At 63.6% G+C, this 19,497-nt stretch carries 16 protein-coding genes; all 16 read left to right on the forward strand.

Translation table 11 applies throughout. The annotated features are described in order from the left end of the window. Positions 1-105 precede the first annotated feature (105 nt). Entirely contained in the window at positions 106-1,560 is a 1,455-nt protein-coding gene (locus tag AOG28_RS15655; protein ID WP_054557090.1) for an N-acetylmuramoyl-L-alanine amidase, read from the forward strand. 163 nt (positions 1,561-1,723) lie between these two features. Beyond that, complete coding sequence (mutL, locus tag AOG28_RS18750) at positions 1,724-4,072, forward strand: DNA mismatch repair endonuclease MutL (protein ID WP_235507053.1); 2,349 nt, start codon at positions 1,724-1,726, stop codon at positions 4,070-4,072. A gap of 60 nt (positions 4,073-4,132) precedes the next feature. Next, the gene (gene miaA, locus AOG28_RS15665; protein ID WP_082388890.1) at positions 4,133-5,116 is read left to right on the forward strand and encodes a tRNA (adenosine(37)-N6)-dimethylallyltransferase MiaA; all 984 of its coding nucleotides are present in this window, start codon (positions 4,133-4,135) and stop codon (positions 5,114-5,116) included. 114 nt (positions 5,117-5,230) lie between these two features. Continuing rightward, positions 5,231-5,479 carry an RNA chaperone Hfq gene (hfq, locus tag AOG28_RS15670; RefSeq protein ID WP_043335203.1) on the forward strand — a complete coding sequence of 83 codons (249 nt, stop codon included), beginning with the start codon at positions 5,231-5,233 and terminating at the stop codon, positions 5,477-5,479. Positions 5,480-5,494: 15 nt separating this feature from the next. Continuing rightward, the gene (gene hflX / locus AOG28_RS15675) at positions 5,495-6,865 is read left to right on the forward strand and encodes a ribosome rescue GTPase HflX (RefSeq protein ID WP_052384759.1); all 1,371 of its coding nucleotides are present in this window, start codon (positions 5,495-5,497) and stop codon (positions 6,863-6,865) included. Between the two features lie 387 nt (positions 6,866-7,252). Then, the gene (hflK, locus tag AOG28_RS15680) at positions 7,253-8,473 is read left to right on the forward strand and encodes an FtsH protease activity modulator HflK (protein WP_054557092.1); all 1,221 of its coding nucleotides are present in this window, start codon (positions 7,253-7,255) and stop codon (positions 8,471-8,473) included. Further along, positions 8,473-9,354, forward strand: coding sequence for a protease modulator HflC (gene hflC, locus AOG28_RS15685; RefSeq protein ID WP_043335206.1), 882 nt, complete (start codon positions 8,473-8,475; stop codon positions 9,352-9,354). Before hflK ends, hflC begins: the two co-directional genes overlap by 1 nt. Before the next feature lie 348 nt (positions 9,355-9,702). After that, positions 9,703-10,887 carry an ATP phosphoribosyltransferase regulatory subunit gene (locus AOG28_RS15690; protein WP_054557093.1) on the forward strand — a complete coding sequence of 395 codons (1,185 nt, stop codon included), beginning with the start codon at positions 9,703-9,705 and terminating at the stop codon, positions 10,885-10,887. Between the two features lie 174 nt (positions 10,888-11,061). Continuing rightward, positions 11,062-12,357 (forward strand): adenylosuccinate synthase, encoded by a 1,296-nt coding sequence (locus AOG28_RS15695; RefSeq protein WP_043335209.1) that lies wholly within the window; start codon positions 11,062-11,064, stop codon positions 12,355-12,357. Positions 12,358-12,760: 403 nt separating this feature from the next. Continuing rightward, on the forward strand, positions 12,761-13,267 hold the full coding sequence (locus AOG28_RS15700; RefSeq protein WP_054557103.1) for an SUF system Fe-S cluster assembly regulator: 507 nt from the start codon (positions 12,761-12,763) through the stop codon (positions 13,265-13,267). Positions 13,268-13,386: 119 nt separating this feature from the next. Beyond that, positions 13,387-14,829 (forward strand): Fe-S cluster assembly protein SufB, encoded by a 1,443-nt coding sequence (gene sufB / locus AOG28_RS15705; protein WP_054557094.1) that lies wholly within the window; start codon positions 13,387-13,389, stop codon positions 14,827-14,829. A gap of 74 nt (positions 14,830-14,903) precedes the next feature. Continuing rightward, a complete protein-coding gene (sufC, locus tag AOG28_RS15710; protein WP_043335213.1) occupies positions 14,904-15,653 on the forward strand; it encodes a Fe-S cluster assembly ATPase SufC in 750 nt (249 codons plus the stop codon). Continuing rightward, positions 15,653-17,065 carry a Fe-S cluster assembly protein SufD gene (gene sufD / locus AOG28_RS15715; protein ID WP_052384761.1) on the forward strand — a complete coding sequence of 471 codons (1,413 nt, stop codon included), beginning with the start codon at positions 15,653-15,655 and terminating at the stop codon, positions 17,063-17,065. Before sufC ends, sufD begins: the two co-directional genes overlap by 1 nt. Further along, on the forward strand, positions 17,062-18,306 hold the full coding sequence (locus AOG28_RS15720) for a cysteine desulfurase (protein WP_054557095.1): 1,245 nt from the start codon (positions 17,062-17,064) through the stop codon (positions 18,304-18,306). The genes sufD and AOG28_RS15720 overlap by 4 nt, the downstream gene beginning before the upstream one ends. A gap of 166 nt (positions 18,307-18,472) precedes the next feature. Then, positions 18,473-19,048 (forward strand): putative Fe-S cluster assembly protein SufT, encoded by a 576-nt coding sequence (gene sufT / locus AOG28_RS15725; RefSeq protein ID WP_043335218.1) that lies wholly within the window; start codon positions 18,473-18,475, stop codon positions 19,046-19,048. A gap of 255 nt (positions 19,049-19,303) precedes the next feature. Continuing rightward, positions 19,304-19,497 (forward strand): hypothetical protein (locus AOG28_RS15730; protein WP_054557096.1); only part of this gene is annotated, 194 nt, incomplete at its 3' end.

Raw genomic sequence — 19,497 nt, forward strand, 5'->3', positions numbered from 1 at the left:
GCGATGTCTGGCGGCGCAGTGTCCGGTCATTCGTTATCTTCATTCATGTTCTTTCTGTCTGGGTCATCCTGTCTGATGCCTGAAATAGCGTCCAAAATCCCCCGTATGCGTCTGGCGCGCAGCTTCCGTCGCTGGCTGGCGGGTGGCGTCGTCTGCTCGCTTGCCAGTCTGGTGCTGGCGCCGCAGGCGCTGGCCGCCAAGGTCGAGAACCTGCGCCTGTGGACCGCACCGGACCACACGCGGCTGGTGTTCGATCTCGACAGTGCCGCCAAGGCCAAGGTCTTCGGCCTCGACAATCCGCGCCGTCTGGTGATCGACCTTGCCGGCAGCGAAGTGGCCAGTGCCGCGGTCGAGCGCAAGTTCGCCGCGCTGAATCTCGAAGGCAGCGCCATCAAGTCGATCCGCAGCGGACGTCAGGGGGATGCCCTGCGTGTGGTGCTCGACCTGACGCGCCCGGTCAATCCCAAGGACTTCACGCTGGCGCCGAATGCCAAGTATGGCAATCGCCTGGTGGTGGATCTCGAGTTCCCCGGCGAGTCGGCGGTCGAGAATCCCATCGACCCCATCGAGGCCCGTATCCGCGAGCAGGAACAGGCCGCGGCCAAGCGCAAGCTGAAGGGCGAGCCGGGGGAACCTGTGGTCAATACCCAGGCGGCGGCACATCCCAAGCGTGACATCATCATCGCGATCGACCCTGGCCACGGCGGGGAAGACCCGGGCGCAAGCGGCCCCAGCGGGACTCGAGAGAAGGATGTGGTGCTCAAGATCGGCAAGCGCCTCAAGCGCATGTTCGATGCCCAGCCCGGCTTCAAGGCCATCCTGACCCGCAACAGTGATTACTACATTCCGCTGCGCAAGCGCACCGAGATCGCGCGTGAGCAGAAGGCGGACTTCTTCGTCTCGATTCACGCCGATGCCTTCAACAGCCCGCGCCCGCACGGCAGCTCGGTCTTTGCGCTCTCAAGCCGCGGTGCGACGTCCGAGACCGCACGCTGGCTGGCCGCCACCGAAAACCGTGCTGACCTGATCGGGGGCGTGGATGGCAATCTCAGCCTGAATGACAAGGATGAGATGCTGCGTGGCGTGTTGCTCGACCTGACCATGACCGCGACGCTCAACGATTCGCTGGCGGCGGGTAGCGGCGTGCTGGCCAACCTCGGGCGCATGAATTCCCTGCACAAGCGTCAGGTGGAGCAGGCGGGCTTCGTGGTGCTCAAGTCGCCGGATATCCCCTCGCTGCTGGTGGAGACGGGCTTCATCTCCAACCCCCAGGAAGAGCGCAACCTCAACAGCGGCCCCTATCAGGAGAAGCTGGCGCGCTCGATCTTCTCGGGAATCCAGAGTCACTTCGAGCGCAATCCGCCGCCCGCGAGTCTGCTGGCATGGCAGCGCAGCCAGGCACGCGGTGGCAATGGCGGCGAGTACCGCGTCAAGAGCGGCGATACGCTGTCGGAAGTGGCCCAGCGCCACAACGTGAGCATGGCGGCCCTCAAGCAGGCCAACAACATGAGTGGCGACACGGTGCGCGTGGGCCAGCTGCTCAAGATTCCACGCAGCTGAACCTGACGTCATGAAGTCGCCCTGACCGCACCTTGCGTTGGCGGGGCGCAGACACTGTCCGCTGATGCAGTTCCGGCATGCGTTGCTTGCCGTGGCTGGGTCGGCGGACAGTATCGTTTTCAGAGAAGCGGCGTTTTTCGCTCGTGTATCCAGGAGTCTATCGATGTCTGACGAGCTGACCGACATGCAGCCCGCTCGCCCTGGCGAGCGACGGATCCGTATCCTCAATCCGCGCCTCGCCAACCAGATCGCGGCGGGTGAGGTCGTGGAGCGGCCGGCTTCCGTGGTCAAGGAGCTGGTCGAGAACGCCATCGATGCCGGCAGCACCCGCATCGAGCTGGAGCTGGAAGGTGGCGGTGCGCGGCTGATTCGCGTGCGCGACAACGGCTGCGGCATCACCGAGGAAGACCTGCCGCTGGCGCTGTCACGGCATGCGACCAGCAAGATCGAGAGCCTGGATGACCTCGAGGGCGTGGCGAGCCTCGGTTTCCGGGGCGAGGCACTGGCCTCGATCAGTTCGGTCTCGCGGCTGGAGCTGTTCTCGAATGTCTCGGAGGAACCGGCCAATGGCTGGCGCGTGGTGGCGGAAGGGCGCGAGATGGCGCCGCGTGTCTCCCCGGCGCCGCATCCGCGTGGCACCAGCGTCGCGGTGCGTGATCTGTTCTTCAATACGCCGGCGCGCCGCAAGTTCATGCGCACCGAGAAGACCGAGTTCGGCCATGTCGAGGAAAGCTTCCGGCGGCTGGCACTGTCACGCCACGATATCGGCTGGACGCTGCGTCACAACCAGAAGGTGGTGCACCAGCTGCGTGCCGGTGAAGACACCCTGACGGTGGAGCGGCGCATCGGTGCGCTGCTCGGGCGCAACTTCCTCGAGCATGCGTTGCATCTGGATATCGAGGCCTCCGGCCTGCGCCTGTCCGGCTGGGTGGGCTTGCCAACGCACTCGCGTGCCCAGGCCGATCAGCAGTACTTCTTCGTCAATGGCCGCGTGGTGCGCGACCGCTTGGTCGCGCATGCCGTGCGTCAGGCCTATCGCGATGTGCTGTTCCATGGGCGGCATCCGGTGTTCGTGCTCTATCTGGAGCTCGACCCGACGGTGGTGGATGTCAACGTTCACCCGACCAAGCACGAAGTGCGCTTCCGGGACGGGCGACTGGTGCATGACTTCCTGTTCTCGAGCCTGCACAAGGCGCTGGCCGAGGTGCGCCCCGGTGACAACAGCGCCGCGCCTACCGGCATCGAGGGGCAGGAGAAGGAGGAGGACCCCGGCTGGCAGCAGCAGGGCATGCGCCTCGGGCGTCAGGAACAGGACGCCCAGCCAAATGCCACCACTGAACAGCAAGCGTCATCGGCCGGTCCGCAGGCGGGGGGCGACTCGTCAGCCTCGCCGAGCGCTCCTGCAGGCCGCCCTGCGGCCCCCTGGCAGCCTTCCTCGCAGCTGCCGCCTGCCGGTGATGGTCGCTCCAGCGAACGTCTGAGCGCCGAGCGTGTGCGTCAGTTCATGGCCGGCTATCGGGCACTGCACCCCAGCGAAGATCATCTGCTGACGCCGGGTGGCGGCGCAGGCGGCACGGGCGTGGTCAACGACCCGGCGGCGATCGCCAGTGCCGAGCGTGAGGCGCGGCGTGCACCACGTGTCACGCTGGGTGAAGGTGGCCGCGAGGGTGACGGGCCAGGGCAGGGCGCAGGACTGGGGAGTGCGCAGGCCGGTGTCGGGGAAGCTGCGCCCGGCTGGCGGGTCGACTCGGCGCCGGCGGGCGCGCCTTCCAGCGACGCAGGGCCTGGCATGTCGGCGCCGTCTGTCTCTAGTGGCTCGGGCTCAGGCAGTTCGGTCCCGGGTGGCGCGGTCTCAGGTGGTTCGGTCTCAGGCAGCTCGGCAGTGGTGATGCGTGGTCTGCCCGCGCAGAGTGACGACGATGACACGCCGCCGCTGGGCTACGCCGTGGCGCAGCTGCACGGCGTCTACATCCTGTCGCAGACCTCGCGCGGGCTAGTGATGGTCGATATGCATGCCGCTCACGAGCGCATCACCTATGAGCGTATGAAGCAGCACGTTCACGGTGGCGGCCATCTGGAGGCCCAGCCGCTGCTGGTGCCGGTGTCGCTGGCGGTCAGTTCACGCGAGATGGGCACCTTCGAGCGCGAGTCCGAGGCGTTCACGCGTCTGGGCGTCGAGCTGGACGCTGCCGGGCCGGAAACGCTGCTGGTGCGTCAGGTGCCGGTCGTGCTCGGCAATGCCGATGTGGAGCCCCTGGTGCGCGGCATGCTGGAAGATCTTGAGCGCTATGGGCGCAGTGACCGCATGGAGGCGCACATGAATGAACTGCTCGCCGACATGGCGTGTCGCGGCAGCGTGCGCGCCAACCGCCGACTGACGATTCCGGAAATGAATGCCCTGCTGCGTGACATGGAGCGCACCGAGCGCTCCGGGCAATGCAATCACGGCCGACCGACCTGGACTGAGCTTTCCATGCATGAGCTCGACAAGCTGTTCCTGCGCGGCCAGTAGATGATGCCTCGTGTCGTCGCGGTTCACCCCTGATTCACCTCCCAGCCCAGACAATAGGCCATGACCCAGATTCAACCCCCTGAAGATTCCCGACACCACGCGCCTGAGGTGGCTGACAAGCCGCCTGTCGTGTTGTTGATGGGGCCGACGGCCTCCGGCAAGACCGACCTCGCCATTCGCTGGCATGAGGAGCAGGGCGCGGAGCTGGTCAGTGTCGATTCGGCGCTGATCTATCGCGGCATGGATATCGGCACGGCCAAGCCGAGCGCGGCCGAGCTGGCCCGAGCGCCACATCGCCTGATCGACTTTCTCGACCCGCTGGAGAGCTATTCCGCCGCCGAGTTTCGTCGCGATGCGCTGGCGCATATCGCCGAGATCCAGTCCCGCGGCAAGATGCCGCTGCTGGTCGGTGGCACCATGATGTATTTCAAGCGTCTGTTGGAAGGCGTGGCGGAGCTGCCGGCAGCGGATGCCGAGCTGCGCGCGGAGCTCGAGGCGCGTATCCAGTCCGAGGGTCTGCCGGCGCTGCATGCGCAGCTGGCGCGGCTTGATCCGGCCACGGCACAGCGCATTCGGGCCACTGATCCCCAGCGGCTGACACGTGCGCTGGAGGTCTGTCTGATCAGCGGGCGCCCGATGAGCGAGCTGCTCGCGGAGCAGCCAGAGGCGGAACTTCCGTTCCGGCCGATAGCGATCGCACTGGCGCCCCACGATAGAGCCGTGTTACATGAACGTATCGAGACGCGTTTTGATCAGATGTTGGAACAGGGCTTCATTGCCGAGGTCGAAGCGCTGAAGGCACGTCCGGAGCTGCATGCGGGCCTGCCCTCGATACGTTGTGTCGGCTACCGTCAGGTGTGGGATTTTCTCGATGGCCATCTTAGCCGGGATGAGATGCGGGAACGCGGCATCATCGCGACGCGTCAACTCGCCAAGCGACAGTTGACCTGGTTGCGGAGCTGGCAGGGGATTCACCCGGTGGATTCCATGGGTGTAGATCCTTACAGTGAAACCTTGAAAATCGTGCGCCAGACCTGCACTTAGCGTAACATGAACGGTCACGACCCGCGCCCGTGAAGCCCCCTCAAGAGGGCAACCCGGAGCGCTGGCGAACATAACCATACTTACCTCGAACGAGACATTTTTACGGAGAGTCACATGTCCAAAGGTCAATCACTCCAGGACCCGTACCTGAACATCCTGCGCAAGGAACGTATCCCGGTCTCGATCTTCCTGGTCAACGGCATCAAGCTGCAGGGCCAGATCGAATCCTTCGATCAGTTCGTGATCCTGCTGCGCAATACTGTCTCCCAGATGGTTTACAAGCACGCTATCTCGACCGTGGTGCCGTCGCGCAATGTGCGCCTGCCGGCCCAGGATCCGAGCGTGCCGTCCACAGAAAGCTGAAGTTAGAGGCGCTGATTGTTCTTCGAACGACCCGAAGCCGGTGAAACGGCCGTCCTGGTGCATGTCAATTTCCGGGACGAAAAAGAACGCGAGGATGCCGGTGAGCTCCTCGAACTCGTACGTTCGGCAGGCGCCGTGCCGGCGACCCTCATCGAGGGTAGCCGGCCCCGCCCCGACTCCCGTACGTTCATCGGAGAAGGCAAGCTTGAGGAAGTGCAAGAGGCCCTGGCCGTGCACGAAGCCGAGCTGGTCATTTTCAACCATTCATTGAGTCCTTCCCAGCAGCGTAACCTCGAAGCCACGCTCAAGTGTCGCGTCATCGACCGTACCGGTCTGATTCTCGACATCTTTGCCCAGCGTGCGCGGACCCATGAGGGCAAGCTGCAGGTGGAACTCGCACAGCTCGAGTACATGTCCACCCGCCTGGTGCGGGGTTGGACCCACCTTGAGCGTCAGAAAGGCGGTATCGGTCTGCGAGGCCCGGGGGAAACCCAGCTCGAGACTGACCGTCGCCTGTTGCGCGCCCGTATCAAGTCGATCCACAAGCGACTCGAGAAGGTGCACAAGCAGCGCGATCAGAACCGCCGTGCCCGTGCGCGTGCCGAGATCCCGAGTCTGTCGCTGGTCGGCTATACCAACGCCGGCAAGTCGACGCTGTTCAACGCGCTGACCACCTCCGAGGTGTACGCCGCCGATCAGCTGTTCGCGACGCTGGACCCGACGCTGCGTCGTCTGGAGCTCGAGGATGTCGGTCCGGCAGTCCTGGCCGATACCGTCGGCTTCATTCGTCATCTGCCGCACAAGCTGGTGGAAGCCTTCCAGGCGACCCTGCAGGAAGCGGCGGAAGCGGATCTGCTGGTACATGTCATCGACGCCGCAGACCCGGAGAATGATCGCAATACCGAGCAGGTCAATCACGTCCTGAGCGAGATCGATGCCGGTGATGTGCCGCGTCTGTTGGTCATGAACAAGATCGACCGACTCGACATGGCGCCGCGCATCGAGCGTGATGGCTTCGGTCGTCCGCTGGCGGTGTGGCTGTCGGCACGCGATGGCAAGGGGCTGGATCTGCTGATGCAGGCCTTCGCCGAGCTGCTGTCCGACAATGTCATCTCCATGCAGCTGACGCTGGGGCCTGCCAAGTCCCGTCTGCGGGCAGGCCTGCATGAGCTGGACGCGGTCAAGGACGAGCAATATGACGAGCAGGGCAATGCGCTGCTGGACATTCGTCTCGAGAAACGCGACTTTCTGCAGTTGTTGTCGCATCTTGGTGAATCGCCTGAAGATTATCTCGGCGGTGAACATGACGACCGCGAAGCCTGGCAGCGTGAGCTGTCCGCCGAACGCGCGGAAAAGCATCGCGTGTCGGTCACGCACAAGTCCTGATACCGTCTGGTAACGAGACTTGCGCCGGTGCGCTGCGCAGCACTCGATGAGAAGTGGCGCACGAGGCAGCAGCGCATCGTTGTCGCATCGCAGTGGCAAGCACTACCCGGCATCCATCGCCGCGCACGAATGACGATGGATGCCCTCGCGCAGGGCATGCCCTGCGCGTCAGAGCAGCGGGCATTCAGCAGGATTGGCTGGATGCCGTCCGACGGACGATGGCCGTCGGGCAGGGCCATGGCCTTCTCCCGCAAGGGACGCGTCGCCATGCCGTACGAGAGAATCGGTCGCCGGAGGCCATCAGGCTCAAGGCACGGAACCGGTCGCAGCTGGCAGGGCGGCGTCATCATAATGACGAGCGGAACATCGACTGAGTGGAGACGACGTATGGCTTGGAATGAGCCGGGTGGCGGCAACCAGCATGACCCGTGGAGCGGCGGTGGCCGCAACGGGGACAAGAAGGGGGGCGGGGGTAACGGCGGTGGCAATGGTGGACCGCCCGACCTCGACGAAGCGCTGAAGAAATTCCAGGACAAGCTCAACGGCATGCTCGGCAATGGCCGCAAGCGTCGTGGCGGTGCCGGTGGCAATGGCGGCAACGGTGGCAGCACCAATGCCTTCGCACTGCCGGGTATCATCGGTGTCATCCTGGTCGCCATCTGGGCGGCTTCCGGTTTCTATCTGGTCGATCAGTCAGAGCGTGGCGTCGTGCTGCGTTTCGGCAAGTACAACGACATCGTCGGTCCGGGCCTGCACTGGAATCCGCCGATCATCGACGATGTGCGTGAGGTCAACGTCACCAAGGTGCGTTCGCTCTCCCAGACCAAGTCGATGCTGACTCAGGACGAGAACATCGTCGAAGTCCAGATGTCCGTGCAGTATCAGGTGTCCAACCCGCGTGACTTCCTGCTCAACGTCCGTGCGCCCGAGATCAGTCTCGAGAACGCCATGGACTCTGCGCTGCGTCACGAAGTCGGCAGTGCCGACATGAACGACATCCTGACCTCCGGTCGTGAGCTGCTGGCCAGCAACGTCAAGTCGCGCCTGCAGTCCTATCTTGACAACTACGGTGTCGGCCTGACGCTGCAGACTATCAACGTCGAGTCCACCTCTGCGCCGGCAGCGGTCCAGGATTCCTTCGATGACGTCATCAAGGCGCGTGAGGATCGTCAGCGCACGATCAACCAGGCACTGGCCTACGAGAACTCGATTCTCCCGGAAGCCCAGGGTCAGGCGCAGCGCATCATCGAGGAAGCCGAGGGTTACAAGGAGTCCGTGGTCGCGAAGTCCCAGGGTGAGGCCAACCGCTTCACGTCCCTGCTGACCGAGTACCAGAAGGCGCCGGAAATCATCCGCGAGCGCATGTATCTGGAAACCATGGGCGAAGTGCTCGGCAAGACCAACAAGGTGCTGGTGGATGTCGAGAACGGCAATTCCCTCATGTACCTGCCGTTGGACAAGCTGGCCAACAAGTCCAGTGCTGCCGCCGAAGGCAGCAGTGGCATGAGTCGTAGCGAGCTGGACCGTGTGTCCCGACAGGCGAGTGATGCCCTGAGCCGCAGCCAGAGCACTGACAGCAGCAACAGCATCCGTCGGGAGGGTCGTTAATGATCAACAATCGCTCACTGATGGCCGTCGCCGGTCTGGCCGTAGTGGCCTGGCTTGGTAGCAACAGCCTCTACACGGTTGATGAGACCCAGCGCGCCATCAAGCTCAAGTTTGGTGAAGTGGTGGAAGACAACATCCAGCCCGGCCTGCACTTCAAGCTGCCGGTCTACAACACGATCCGTACCTTCGATACGCGCGTGTTGACGCTGGATGCCCAGGCAAGTCGTTATCTGACCCGCGAGAAGAAGGCCGTCATCGTCGACTCCTTCGTCAAGTGGAAGATCGTCGATCCGAAGCGCTACTACGAAGCGACCTCCGGCGACGAGCAGATGGCCGAGCGCCTGATCGCGCCGCGTGTCGACGAGAGTCTGCGTAACGAGTTCGGCAAGCTCGAACTGGTGCAGATCATCTCCGAGCAGCGTGACGCGCTGATGAAGAAGCCCACCGAAGAGCTCGACGAGGTGATGCGCAAGGAACTGGGGGTGTCGATTCTCGATATCCGCGTCAAGCGTATCGACCTGCCGGACGAAGTCTCCCAGGCGGTCTACGAGCGCATGAAGACCGAGCGTCAGCGTGAGGCGCGTGAGTATCGTGCCCAGGGTCAGGAGCAGGCCGAGAAGATCCAGGCCAATGCCGATCGTCGCCGTTCCGTCCTGCTCGCGCAGGCCGAAGAGCAGGCGCAGACCCTGCGCGGTGAGGGCGATGCCTCCGCCGCTGCCATCTATGCCGGTGCCTACGGGGCGGATACCGAGTTCTTCCGCTTCTACCGCTCACTGCAGGCCTATCGCGACAGCTTCAAGGGCGATGGCAACATGATGGTCATGCAGCCGGACAGCGAGTTCTTCCGCTTCTTCAAGGACCCGCAGGGAGGTAGCAAGTAAGCAGCATCATCAAGCCCGAAGGCTCGCCTTCGGGGATGTTGCGCGCGGCCTCTGGCAGCATCAGAGGTCGCGCAGTGGATGAACGTCGCTCGAGAGGTTCGCGGGGTTCATCCCACAAGGATTCATGCTAGACTCCTGCAACCGGGCACCGCCCGGTTTTTTTGTGGCCGCTTTTCATGCACAGGCGCAAGGCCGACAGGAAAGCGTCGAGCAGGACCTTGCTTCACGGGTCTCGGTCGGCTGCTGTGAAATCCCCCGCAGGCGTCGCGTTTGTCACGCACGCCAGCCGGGTGAATTTCCTCGCGTCACGAGTCACCCCTTGTCATAAATCTCTCGCAGGATAGCGCAATGACCATCGCAGATCGCTGGCTCCTCCCGGATGGCATGGATGAGGTATTGCCCCCTCAGGCAACCCGTATGGAGGCGCTGCGCCGCGCGCTGCTCGACCTCTATCATCGCTTCGGCTATGACCTGGTGCTGCCGCCGCCCGTCGAATTTCTCGATTCGCTGCTGACCGGCACCGGTACCGAGCTTGATCTGCAGACCTTCAAGCTGACCGACCAGATGACCGGTCGCATGATGGGCGCCAGTGCCGACGTCACCCCGCAGGTGGCGCGCATGGACGCTCACTCCCTGCACCGCGAAGGCCCGGTACGTCTGTGCTACTGCGCCAACGTGCTGCGCACCAAGGCGGACAAGCACCAAGGCGGTCGCAGCCCGGTGCAGGTCGGTGCCGAGCTCTTCGGTCACGCCGGCCTCGAGGCCGACCACGAGATCCTGCACCTGGCACTGACCAGTCTCGAGCAGGCCGGCGCCGGTGAATTGCACCTGGCACTGGGCCATATCGGCATCTATCGTGCCTTGATCGCCGAAGCCGGCATGAATGACGAGCACGAGCGTGAGCTGTTCGCCGCCATCGAGCGTAAACAGTATTCCGCTCTCGATGCATTGATCGATCGCGTGGTGGGTGACAAGGTAGTGGCGGGCATGCTCAAGGCGCTGCCGCACCTGCACGGTGATGACGAGATTCTTGCCCAGGCGCGTACCGCCTTCGCCGGCGCACCGGCGGCAGTCACCAGCGCTCTGGATCAGCTGACGGCGCTGAGCTGCGCGGTCCGCGAGCGTCATCCGCAGGTCACGCTCTATTTCGATCTCGCCGAACTGCGCGGTTACGAGTATCACACCGGCATGGTGTTCGCGGCCTACGTCCCGGGTTACGGTCAGGCGCTGGCCAAGGGTGGTCGCTACGACGATACTGGACGTGCCTTCGGTCGTGCGCGTCCTGCCACCGGCTTCTCGATGGACCTCAAGCAGCTGGCCTCGCTGGCCGTGCAGGCTCCGGCCTGTGATGGCATCTGGGCGCCGGCACTCAACGACAGCGCGCTGCGTGAGTGTGTCGATCAGCTGCGTGCCGCTGGCGAGCGTGTCATCGAAGCGCTGCCGGGCCAGACCACCGGCGCGGATGCACACCGTTGCAATCGTGAGCTGGTCAATGGTGACGGCGGCTGGCAGGTCGTCACACTCGATGCCTGAGCTTGAATGACTGAGCCTCGGCACCTGAGGCTGGGTGATCCGAGAGCGATGGCAGCGAGTGACAGATAGCAGAACAGCTGGGGCCACTGGGTCCCGAGGTGCAGCTGCCGACAGGGCAGCTGCACTTGTGAGTGGGTTTTCACCGACGGTTATTCACCGAAAGAGATAGGAACCATGGGCAAGAATGTAGTCGTGCTCGGCACCCAATGGGGTGATGAAGGCAAGGGCAAGGTCGTCGACCTGCTGACCGAATCCGCCAGCGCCGTCGTGCGTTTCCAGGGTGGCCACAACGCGGGTCACACCCTGGTGCTGGACGGCAAGAAGACCGTCCTCCACCTGATCCCGTCCGGCATCCTCCACCCGGGCAAGACCTGCGTCATCGGCAACGGTGTCGTGCTGTCTCCGGAAGCGCTGATCAAGGAAATCCGTGAGCTTGAAGCCAACGACGTGCCGGTGCGTGATCGCCTGCGTCTGTCGCCGGCCTGCCCGCTGATCCTGTCCTACCACGTGCGTCTGGACCAGGCGCGCGAGAAGGCCCGTGGCGTCGCCAAGATCGGTACTACCGGTCGTGGCATCGGCCCGGCCTACGAAGACAAGGTCGCGCGTCGTGGCCTGCGTCTGGGTGACATGCTCCACCGTGAGCGTTTCGCCTCCAAGCTGGGTGAAGTGCTGGATTACCACAACTTCGTGCTGCAGCACTATCACGGTGAAGCGCCGGTCGATTTCCAGCAGGTGCTGGACGAAGCCATGGAAATGGCCGAAGAGCTGCGCCCGATGGTCTGCGACACCGTGGATCTGGTCCACTCCGTGCGCAAGGCCAACGAGAACATCCTCTTCGAAGGTGCTCAGGGCTCACTGCTCGACATCGACCACGGTACCTACCCTTACGTCACCAGCTCCAACACCACTGCCGGCGGCACCGCCACCGGTTCCGGCGTCGGCCCGCTGTATCTCGACTACGTGCTGGGCATCACCAAGGCCTACACCACGCGTGTCGGCTCCGGTCCGTTCCCGACCGAGCTGTTCGATGAGTTCGGTCGTCACCTGGCCGAGCGTGGCCACGAATTCGGTGCCACCACCGGTCGTGCGCGTCGTTGCGGTTGGTTCGATGCCGTCGCCCTGCGTCACGCCGTGCAGATCAACTCGGTCAGCGGCATCTGCCTGACCAAGCTGGACGTGCTGGACGGTCTCGAGAACATCCGTGTCTGCATCGGCTATCGCAGCAAGGATGGCGACGTACTGGACAACCCGGTGGATTCCGAAGGCTACGAAGCCATCGAACCGCTGTACCAGGACCTGCCGGGCTGGAGCGATTCCACCATCGGCGTGCGCGAAGTCGACAAGCTGCCGGCCAACGCCCGCGCTTACATCAGCTTCCTGGAAGAGCAGGTCGGCGTGCCGATCGACATCATCTCCACTGGCCCGGACCGCAACGAGACCATCGTGCTGCGCAACCCGTTCCACGGCTGATCATCACGCATGGCTCACATGAGCCTTGCATGACGGCATGATGGCGTGACCAAGACACCCCGTCGGGATTCTCCCGGCGGGGTGTCTTGCGTTGTGGAGGGGTGCGCGTGGTAGAGATGACTTGTGTTGCAGGGAGGGCTTGCGTTGTAGAGAGGGTGGGGCTGCCGTCATCGGTCACCTGGCGCGCACGGGATTGTTGTACAGGGCACCTGGTCCCTCGGGCAGGGCTGGTAGATATTTTAAATGGGAATGATTGTTATTTTTGTTGTGATCGGCGGCTATCTTGTCGGCAAACTGGTTGCCCAGGTCGCAATTCGACGTTTTCGGTGGGGTCCCCGCTTCACATCGTTCTGATACAGGACTAAAATGGTCCCCAATTAATCTTCCCGTGGTGGAGGCCAGCATGCTGAAGCTTTCCAAGATGACCGATTATGCCGCTGTCGTGATGGCGCGCATCGCCCGCGAGCCGGACTCGGCCCATGCGGCGATCGATCTGGCCGAAAGCGTGCAGCTGCCGCATCCCACCGTGAGCAAGACGCTCAAGGCGCTGGTGCGGGCAGGGCTGCTTGAGTCGCGGCGCGGTGCGCTGGGCGGTTATCGCCTGGCACGCCCGGCCAATCAGATCACGGCCAGCGACATCATCAGCGCCATCGAAGGCCCGGTGGCCGTGACCGAGTGCAGCCACGCCGACGGCGATTGCGAGCTGGTCAACACCTGCGGGGTGGCCGACAACTGGCAGCGCGTCTCGTACGCCATCAGTGAGCTGCTGGGCAGCGTGACGCTGGCGCATCTGGCGTCATCCGCGCCACTGCGCATGCCGGTGCAACTGCCGATTCAGGCCATCAGCCTGTACGGGGATGACGAGCCGCCCCCCATGGCCACGGCAGCCAACAGCACCGGCAAACGCTGAATCCGTTGCCGCGCGACACACGTCGCCGGGGCAACACGAACATTCGAACTTCGCTGCGATTCGGGCGGGGTGATCAGGCATCTGAACAGACCCGGAGCTCTCCGGGAGAGGAGACCAGCATGGCGAGCCAGGAGATGGAGCAGCTTGTACAGCGCGAGTACAAGCAGGGCTTCGTGACCGATATCGAGAGCGACACCATTCCGCCGGGACTGGATGAAAGCGTGATTCGCTTCATCTCGGCCAAGAAGGGTGAGCCGGAGTGGATGCTGGAGTGGCGTCTGGATGCGTATCAGCAGTGGCTGAAGATGAAGGCGCCGTCCTGGGCCCACCTGGATTATCCGGAGATCGACTACCAGGCGATTTCCTACTTCAGCGCGCCGAAGAAGCCGGAAGACCGCCCGCAGAGTCTGGATGAGGTCGACCCCAAGCTGCTCGAGACCTACGAGAAGCTGGGTATCCCGCTGCACGAGCGTGCCGCTCTGGCGGGTGTCGCGGTCGACGCGGTCTTCGACTCCGTGTCCGTGACCACCACCTTCAAGAAGGAGCTGTCCGAGGCGGGCGTCATCTTCTGCTCCATCTCGGAAGCCATCCAGGACTACCCGGAGCTGATCAAGCAGTATCTTGGTACCGTGGTGCCCAAGGCAGACAACTACTTCACCGCGCTGAACGCGGCCGTCTTCACCGATGGTTCCTTCGTGTTCGTGCCGGAAGGCGTCACCTGCCCGATGGAGCTTTCCACCTACTTCCGCATCAACGCCGCCAACACCGGCCAGTTCGAGCGCACCCTGATCATCTGCGAGAAGCAGGCTCAGGTCTCGTATCTGGAAGGCTGTACCGCGCCGCAGCGTGATGACAACCAGCTGCACGCCGCCGTGGTCGAGCTGGTGGCCCTGGAAGACGCCTACATCAAGTACTCCACCGTCCAGAACTGGTATCCGGGCGATGAAGACGGCAAGGGCGGCATCTACAACTTCGTCACCAAGCGTGCCGACTGCCGTGGTGACCGCTCCAAGGTCTCCTGGACCCAGGTCGAGACCGGCTCCGCGATCACCTGGAAGTACCCGTCGTGCATCCTGCGCGGCAAGGACAGTGTCGGGGAGTTCTACTCCGTCGCCGTCACCAATGGCCGTCAGCAGGCGGACACCGGGACCAAGATGATCCACATCGGTGAGGGCACCAAGTCCACCATCGTCTCCAAGGGAATCTCGGCCGGTAATTCCGAGCAGTCCTATCGTGGTCTGGTCAAGATCGGCCCGCGGGCCAAGGGCGCGCGCAACTTCACCCAGTGTGACTCGCTGTTGATCGGCGACCGCTGTGGCGCGCACACCTTCCCGTATCAGGAAATCGGCAACGCGACAGCCACCGTCGAGCACGAGGCGACGACTTCCAAGATCGGCGAAGATCAGCTGTTCTACTGCCGTCAGCGCGGCATCAGCGAGGAAGATGCGGTCAACATGATCGTCAACGGCTTCTGCAAGGACGTCTTCCAGGAGCTGCCGATGGAGTTCGCCGTCGAGGCCGAGGCGCTGCTCAACGTCACCCTTGAAGGCGCCGTCGGCTGATCCCGCCGTCCCTTTCGCATTCACCCCATTCTTGAGGGCCGCTCGCGGGCGGCCTGTCAGCAAAAGGTATCAACATGCTCGTAGTCAAAGATCTGCACGTTTCGGTGGAAGGCAAGGAAATCCTCAAGGGTCTCGATCTGACCATCAACAAGGGTGAAGTCCACGCCATCATGGGTCCGAACGGCGCAGGCAAGTCCACGCTGTCTTCCGTGATCGCCGGCAAGGACGGCTATGAAGTGACCTCGGGCACCATTACCTATGAAGGTGAGGATGTGCTGGAGATGGAAGTCGAAGAGCGTGCGCGTGCCGGCATGCTGCTGGGCTTCCAGTACCCGGTGGAAATCCCTGGGGTCAAGAACGTCTACCTGCTCAAGGCGGCGCTGAATGCCAAGCGTGAAGCCGAAGGTCTGGGCGAGATTCCGGCCCCGGAATTCATGAAGCTGATCCGCGAGAAACTGGCCTTCATGCAGATGGACGCCAGCTTCCTGCAGCGCGCCGTCAACGAAGGCTTCTCTGGCGGTGAGAAGAAGCGCAACGAGATCCTGCAGATGCTGGTGCTGGAACCGAAGCTCGCCATGCTCGACGAGATCGACTCCGGCCTCGACATCGATGCTCTCAAGGTCGTCGCCAAGGGCGTCAACTCGCTGCGCAACGAAGACCGCGCCGTGCTGATGGTCACCCACTACCAGCGTCTGCTCGAGCACATCGTGCCGGACCAGATCCACGTGCTGATGGATGGCCGCATCGTCAAGTCCGGTGACAAGTCGCTGGCACTCGAACTCGAAGCCCAGGGCTATGACTGGCTGCAGGAGGAAACCGCGTAATGACAGCACTTGCTACCGCGTCCGTCCCCGGCAGCGAAGCCTTCGCCAGCGAATTCGCTGCCCGCAAGGCTCGCTTTGCGGCCGATCCGAGCTGGATGGCTGCCCGCCGTCAGGCCGGCATCGCCCGCTTTGAAGCCCTCGGCCTGCCGACCCGCAAGGTCGAGGCCTGGAAGTACACCGACACCCAGGCACTGGGTCGTCAGCAATATCGTCTCGCCGACGATGCAAGCCTCGCGCCGGCCGTGAAGGATGCGCTGGCTCTCGACGTCGACGCCTACCGTCTGGTGTTCGTCGATGGCCTCTACAATGCCGAGCTGTCCGATGTGGCAGGCCTGCCCGACACCGTGCGTGTCGTGCCGCTGTCTGACGCCATCGTCAATCAGCCGGAAGTCATCGGCGGCTCGCTGAACCGCCTGACCGGCATCGATTTCACGCCCTTCGTGGCGCTGAACTCCGCCTTCACCGAAGAGGGTGCGGTGATTCAGGTCGGCCCGCGCACGGTGCTCGACAAGCCGGTCTACGTGCTGTTCCTGTCGCGTGCCGCCGTCGAAGGCCAGCCCGTGACCATGAGCCACCCGCGTCTGCTGGTGCAGCTGGGCAGCCGCGCCGAAGCCAGCGTGATCGAGCATCACATCGGTGAAAGCGGCGCGACCAACTTCACCAACATGGTCAGCGAAGTGATGCTGGAGCGCGGCGCCGTGCTCAATCACTACAAGCTGGGCGAAGCCGCCACCGGCGAGACGCATATCGCCTCGCTGCAGGTCGAGCAGCCGCGTGACAGCCAGTATCGCTCCATCAACCTGAACACCGGTGGTGGTCTGGTGCGCAACGACATCGTCTGCGACCTGAACGGCAACAACGCCCATGCACGTCTCGATGGCCTGTTCTTCGGTCGTGATCGCCAGCACGTGGACACCCACTCGCTGGTCAATCACAACGAGGCACTGACGTTCTCCGACGAGAACTACAAGGGCATCCTGGCCGACCGCGCCCGTGGCGTCTTCAATGGCCGCGTGCTGGTCAAGCGCGACAGCCAGCAGATCGAGGCGCACCAGAACAACGCCAACCTGCTGCTGTCGGACCGCGCCGAGATCAACACCAAGCCGGAACTCGAGATCTACGCCGACGACGTCAAGTGCTCCCACGGCACCACGACCGGTCAGCTCGACGAGACCGCCGTGTTCGCGCTGCGCGCCCGTGGCATCGATGAGCAGACCGCCCGTGGCCTTTTGACCCTGGCCTTCGCCAACGAAGTCATGACCGGCCTGGGCATCGACGCCATCGCCGAGCGCATCGAGCGCAGTGTCGCGGGACGCCTGCCGTCACGCTTCCACCTCGATGAGCTGGTCGATCTCAGCGTCGAGCTGGGCGGTGGCGCCGTGGCGGTGGCACGTGATGAGGACTTTGCATGAGCGCACTCGACAACCTGATGCTCGACGTCGTGCGGGTACGCGAGGATTTTCCGATCCTCGAGCGTCGCGTGCATGGTGATGTGCCGCTGATCTATCTGGACAGCGCCGCCACCAGCCAGACGCCGACCGCCGTCATCGACGCGATGAGCGACTACTACCGCAAGACCAATGCCAACATCCACCGGGGTCTGCATACCCTGGCGGATGAGGCGACGGCGGCCTTCGAAGGCACGCGTGAGAAGGTGCGCAGCTTCATCAATGCGCGCCTGACGCGGGAAGTCATCTTCACGCGCGGCACCACCGAGGCGATCAATCTGGTCGCCAACAGCTGGGGAGCCAACTGGCTGAACGCCGGGGATGAAGTGCTGATCTCGGTGATGGAGCATCACGCCAACATCGTGCCGTGGCAGCTTCTGGCCGAGCGTCTCGATATCGTCATCAAGATCATCCCGTGTGACGACGATGGCGTGCTCGACATGGCGGGCTACCGCGACCTGCTGGGCGAGAAGACACGCCTGGTCTGCGTCAATCAGGTCTCCAACGCCCTGGGCAGCATCAACCCGGTGGCCGAGATGGCGAAGCTGGCACACGCTCACGACGCGCTGATTCTGGTCGATGGCGCCCAGGCGGTACCGCATCAGCAGGTCGATGTGCGCGAGATCGATGCTGACTTCTATGTCTTCTCGGGCCACAAGATGTACGGCCCGACCGGCATCGGTGTGCTCTACGGCAAGGAAGCGCTGCTGGAGGCGATGCCGCCGTGGCAGGGTGGCGGTGAGATGATCCGCACGGTGTCGTTCGAGAATGGCACCCTGTTCGCGGACCTGCCGCACAAGTTCGAGGCCGGCACGCCGCCCATCGCCGAGGTCATCGGACTGGGCAAGGCCATCGACTGGCTGGACTGCACCCACATGGCGCTGATCACGCGCTGGGAACAGCAGCTGATGCGTCATGCCAGCGAGCGCATGCGCGAAGTGGACGGCCTGCGCATCATCGGCAACTCGCCCGACAAGGCGGGCGCGATCTCCTTCGTGGTCGATGGTGCCCACGCCCAGGATATCGGTCTGCTGATCGACCAGCTGGGGGTCGCCATCCGTACCGGCCACCACTGCGCGCAGCCGGTACTGCGTCGCTTCGGTGTCGACGCCACCTGTCGGGCTTCCTTCGCGGCCTACAACACGCCGGAAGAGATCGACATGTTCGTCGATGCCCTGCAGCGTGTGCTGACCATGGTGCGCTGAGCACCCCCCTGCGGTGGCCCTGACGGGCGCTGATCAATGAGGCTCGCGCATGGCGGGCCTCATTGGTATCGGCACTCGCCAGGGGATGTTGTCACCCGCACGTCTTGAGTGAACCAACAGAATTCACGAGCCGCATGCCTGTCATGCGGCTCGGCAAGGAGAGGGCATGAGCCACACTGAAGACCAGCTGGCCAGCCTCGGCAAGGGCCAGAAGATGCCGTTGCAGCGGGACGTGGAGGGCATCTCGGTACCGTTCGGCAAGTCGGTGACCCTGCATGAGGACTCGGTGGTCGAAGTCATGCAGGCCAAGGGCGGCACCGTCAGCGTCGCCTTCGAGGGTCGCATGTACCTGATCGAGAGCTTCAGCCTCGATGCGCTGGGGCTGGACGCCGTGCCGCGTCCGCATCTGCCGGCCGGCCAGAGCGATGCCGACATCGAGGCCTTCGTCTGGGCCCAGCTGCGCACCTGCTTCGACCCCGAGATCCCGGTCGATATCGTCGAGCTGGGGCTGGTCTATGGCTGTCGTATCGACACCCTGATCAGCGGCGAGAAGATGGTCAATCTCAAGATGACGTTGACCGCGCCGGGCTGCGGCATGGGCAACGTCATCGCTGAGGACGCCAAGCGCAAGATTCTTGGCGCCGAGGATGTCTCCAAGGTCCATGTCGAGATCGTGTTCTCGCCTGCCTGGTCGCGCGAGATGATGAGTGAGGACGCCCGCCTGGAACTGGGCATGTTCTGAGCATCATCAGCGCGCCTTTGTCGTCTGCTGTTGTCGCCCTTTACTGACTGCGGCTCCCTGGAGGCCTGTCATGGCCGTCAGTCGCGGTATCACTTGGGTGAGATGAAGCAAACGCAACCGGATGGGCGGGAACCTCTCGTCCATCCGGCTATCCAATTCACGTTGCTGAGCGTCCGGGCAAGTTGCTGCCTCGGGCCGCGTCGGCACGTCCGTTTGACGGTTTCCCGTATCACCTGCCTCAAGGAAGACTCCCCAATGCGATTCCAGACTGCGCTGCGCACCCTGACCACTACCCTGATCCTGAGCACCGCTGCCAGCGCGCAGGCCGCCTGGAAGCTGGATGGCGATGTGTCACAGCTGAGCTTCCAGACCACCAAGATGGCCAAGTCGGGCGCCAGCACCGTCGAGACGGATGCTTTCACCTCCTGGCGGGCGCGCGTCAATGACGC

Source organism: Cobetia sp. UCD-24C (assembly GCF_001306765.1).
Classification (GTDB): domain Bacteria; phylum Pseudomonadota; class Gammaproteobacteria; order Pseudomonadales; family Halomonadaceae; genus Cobetia; species Cobetia amphilecti.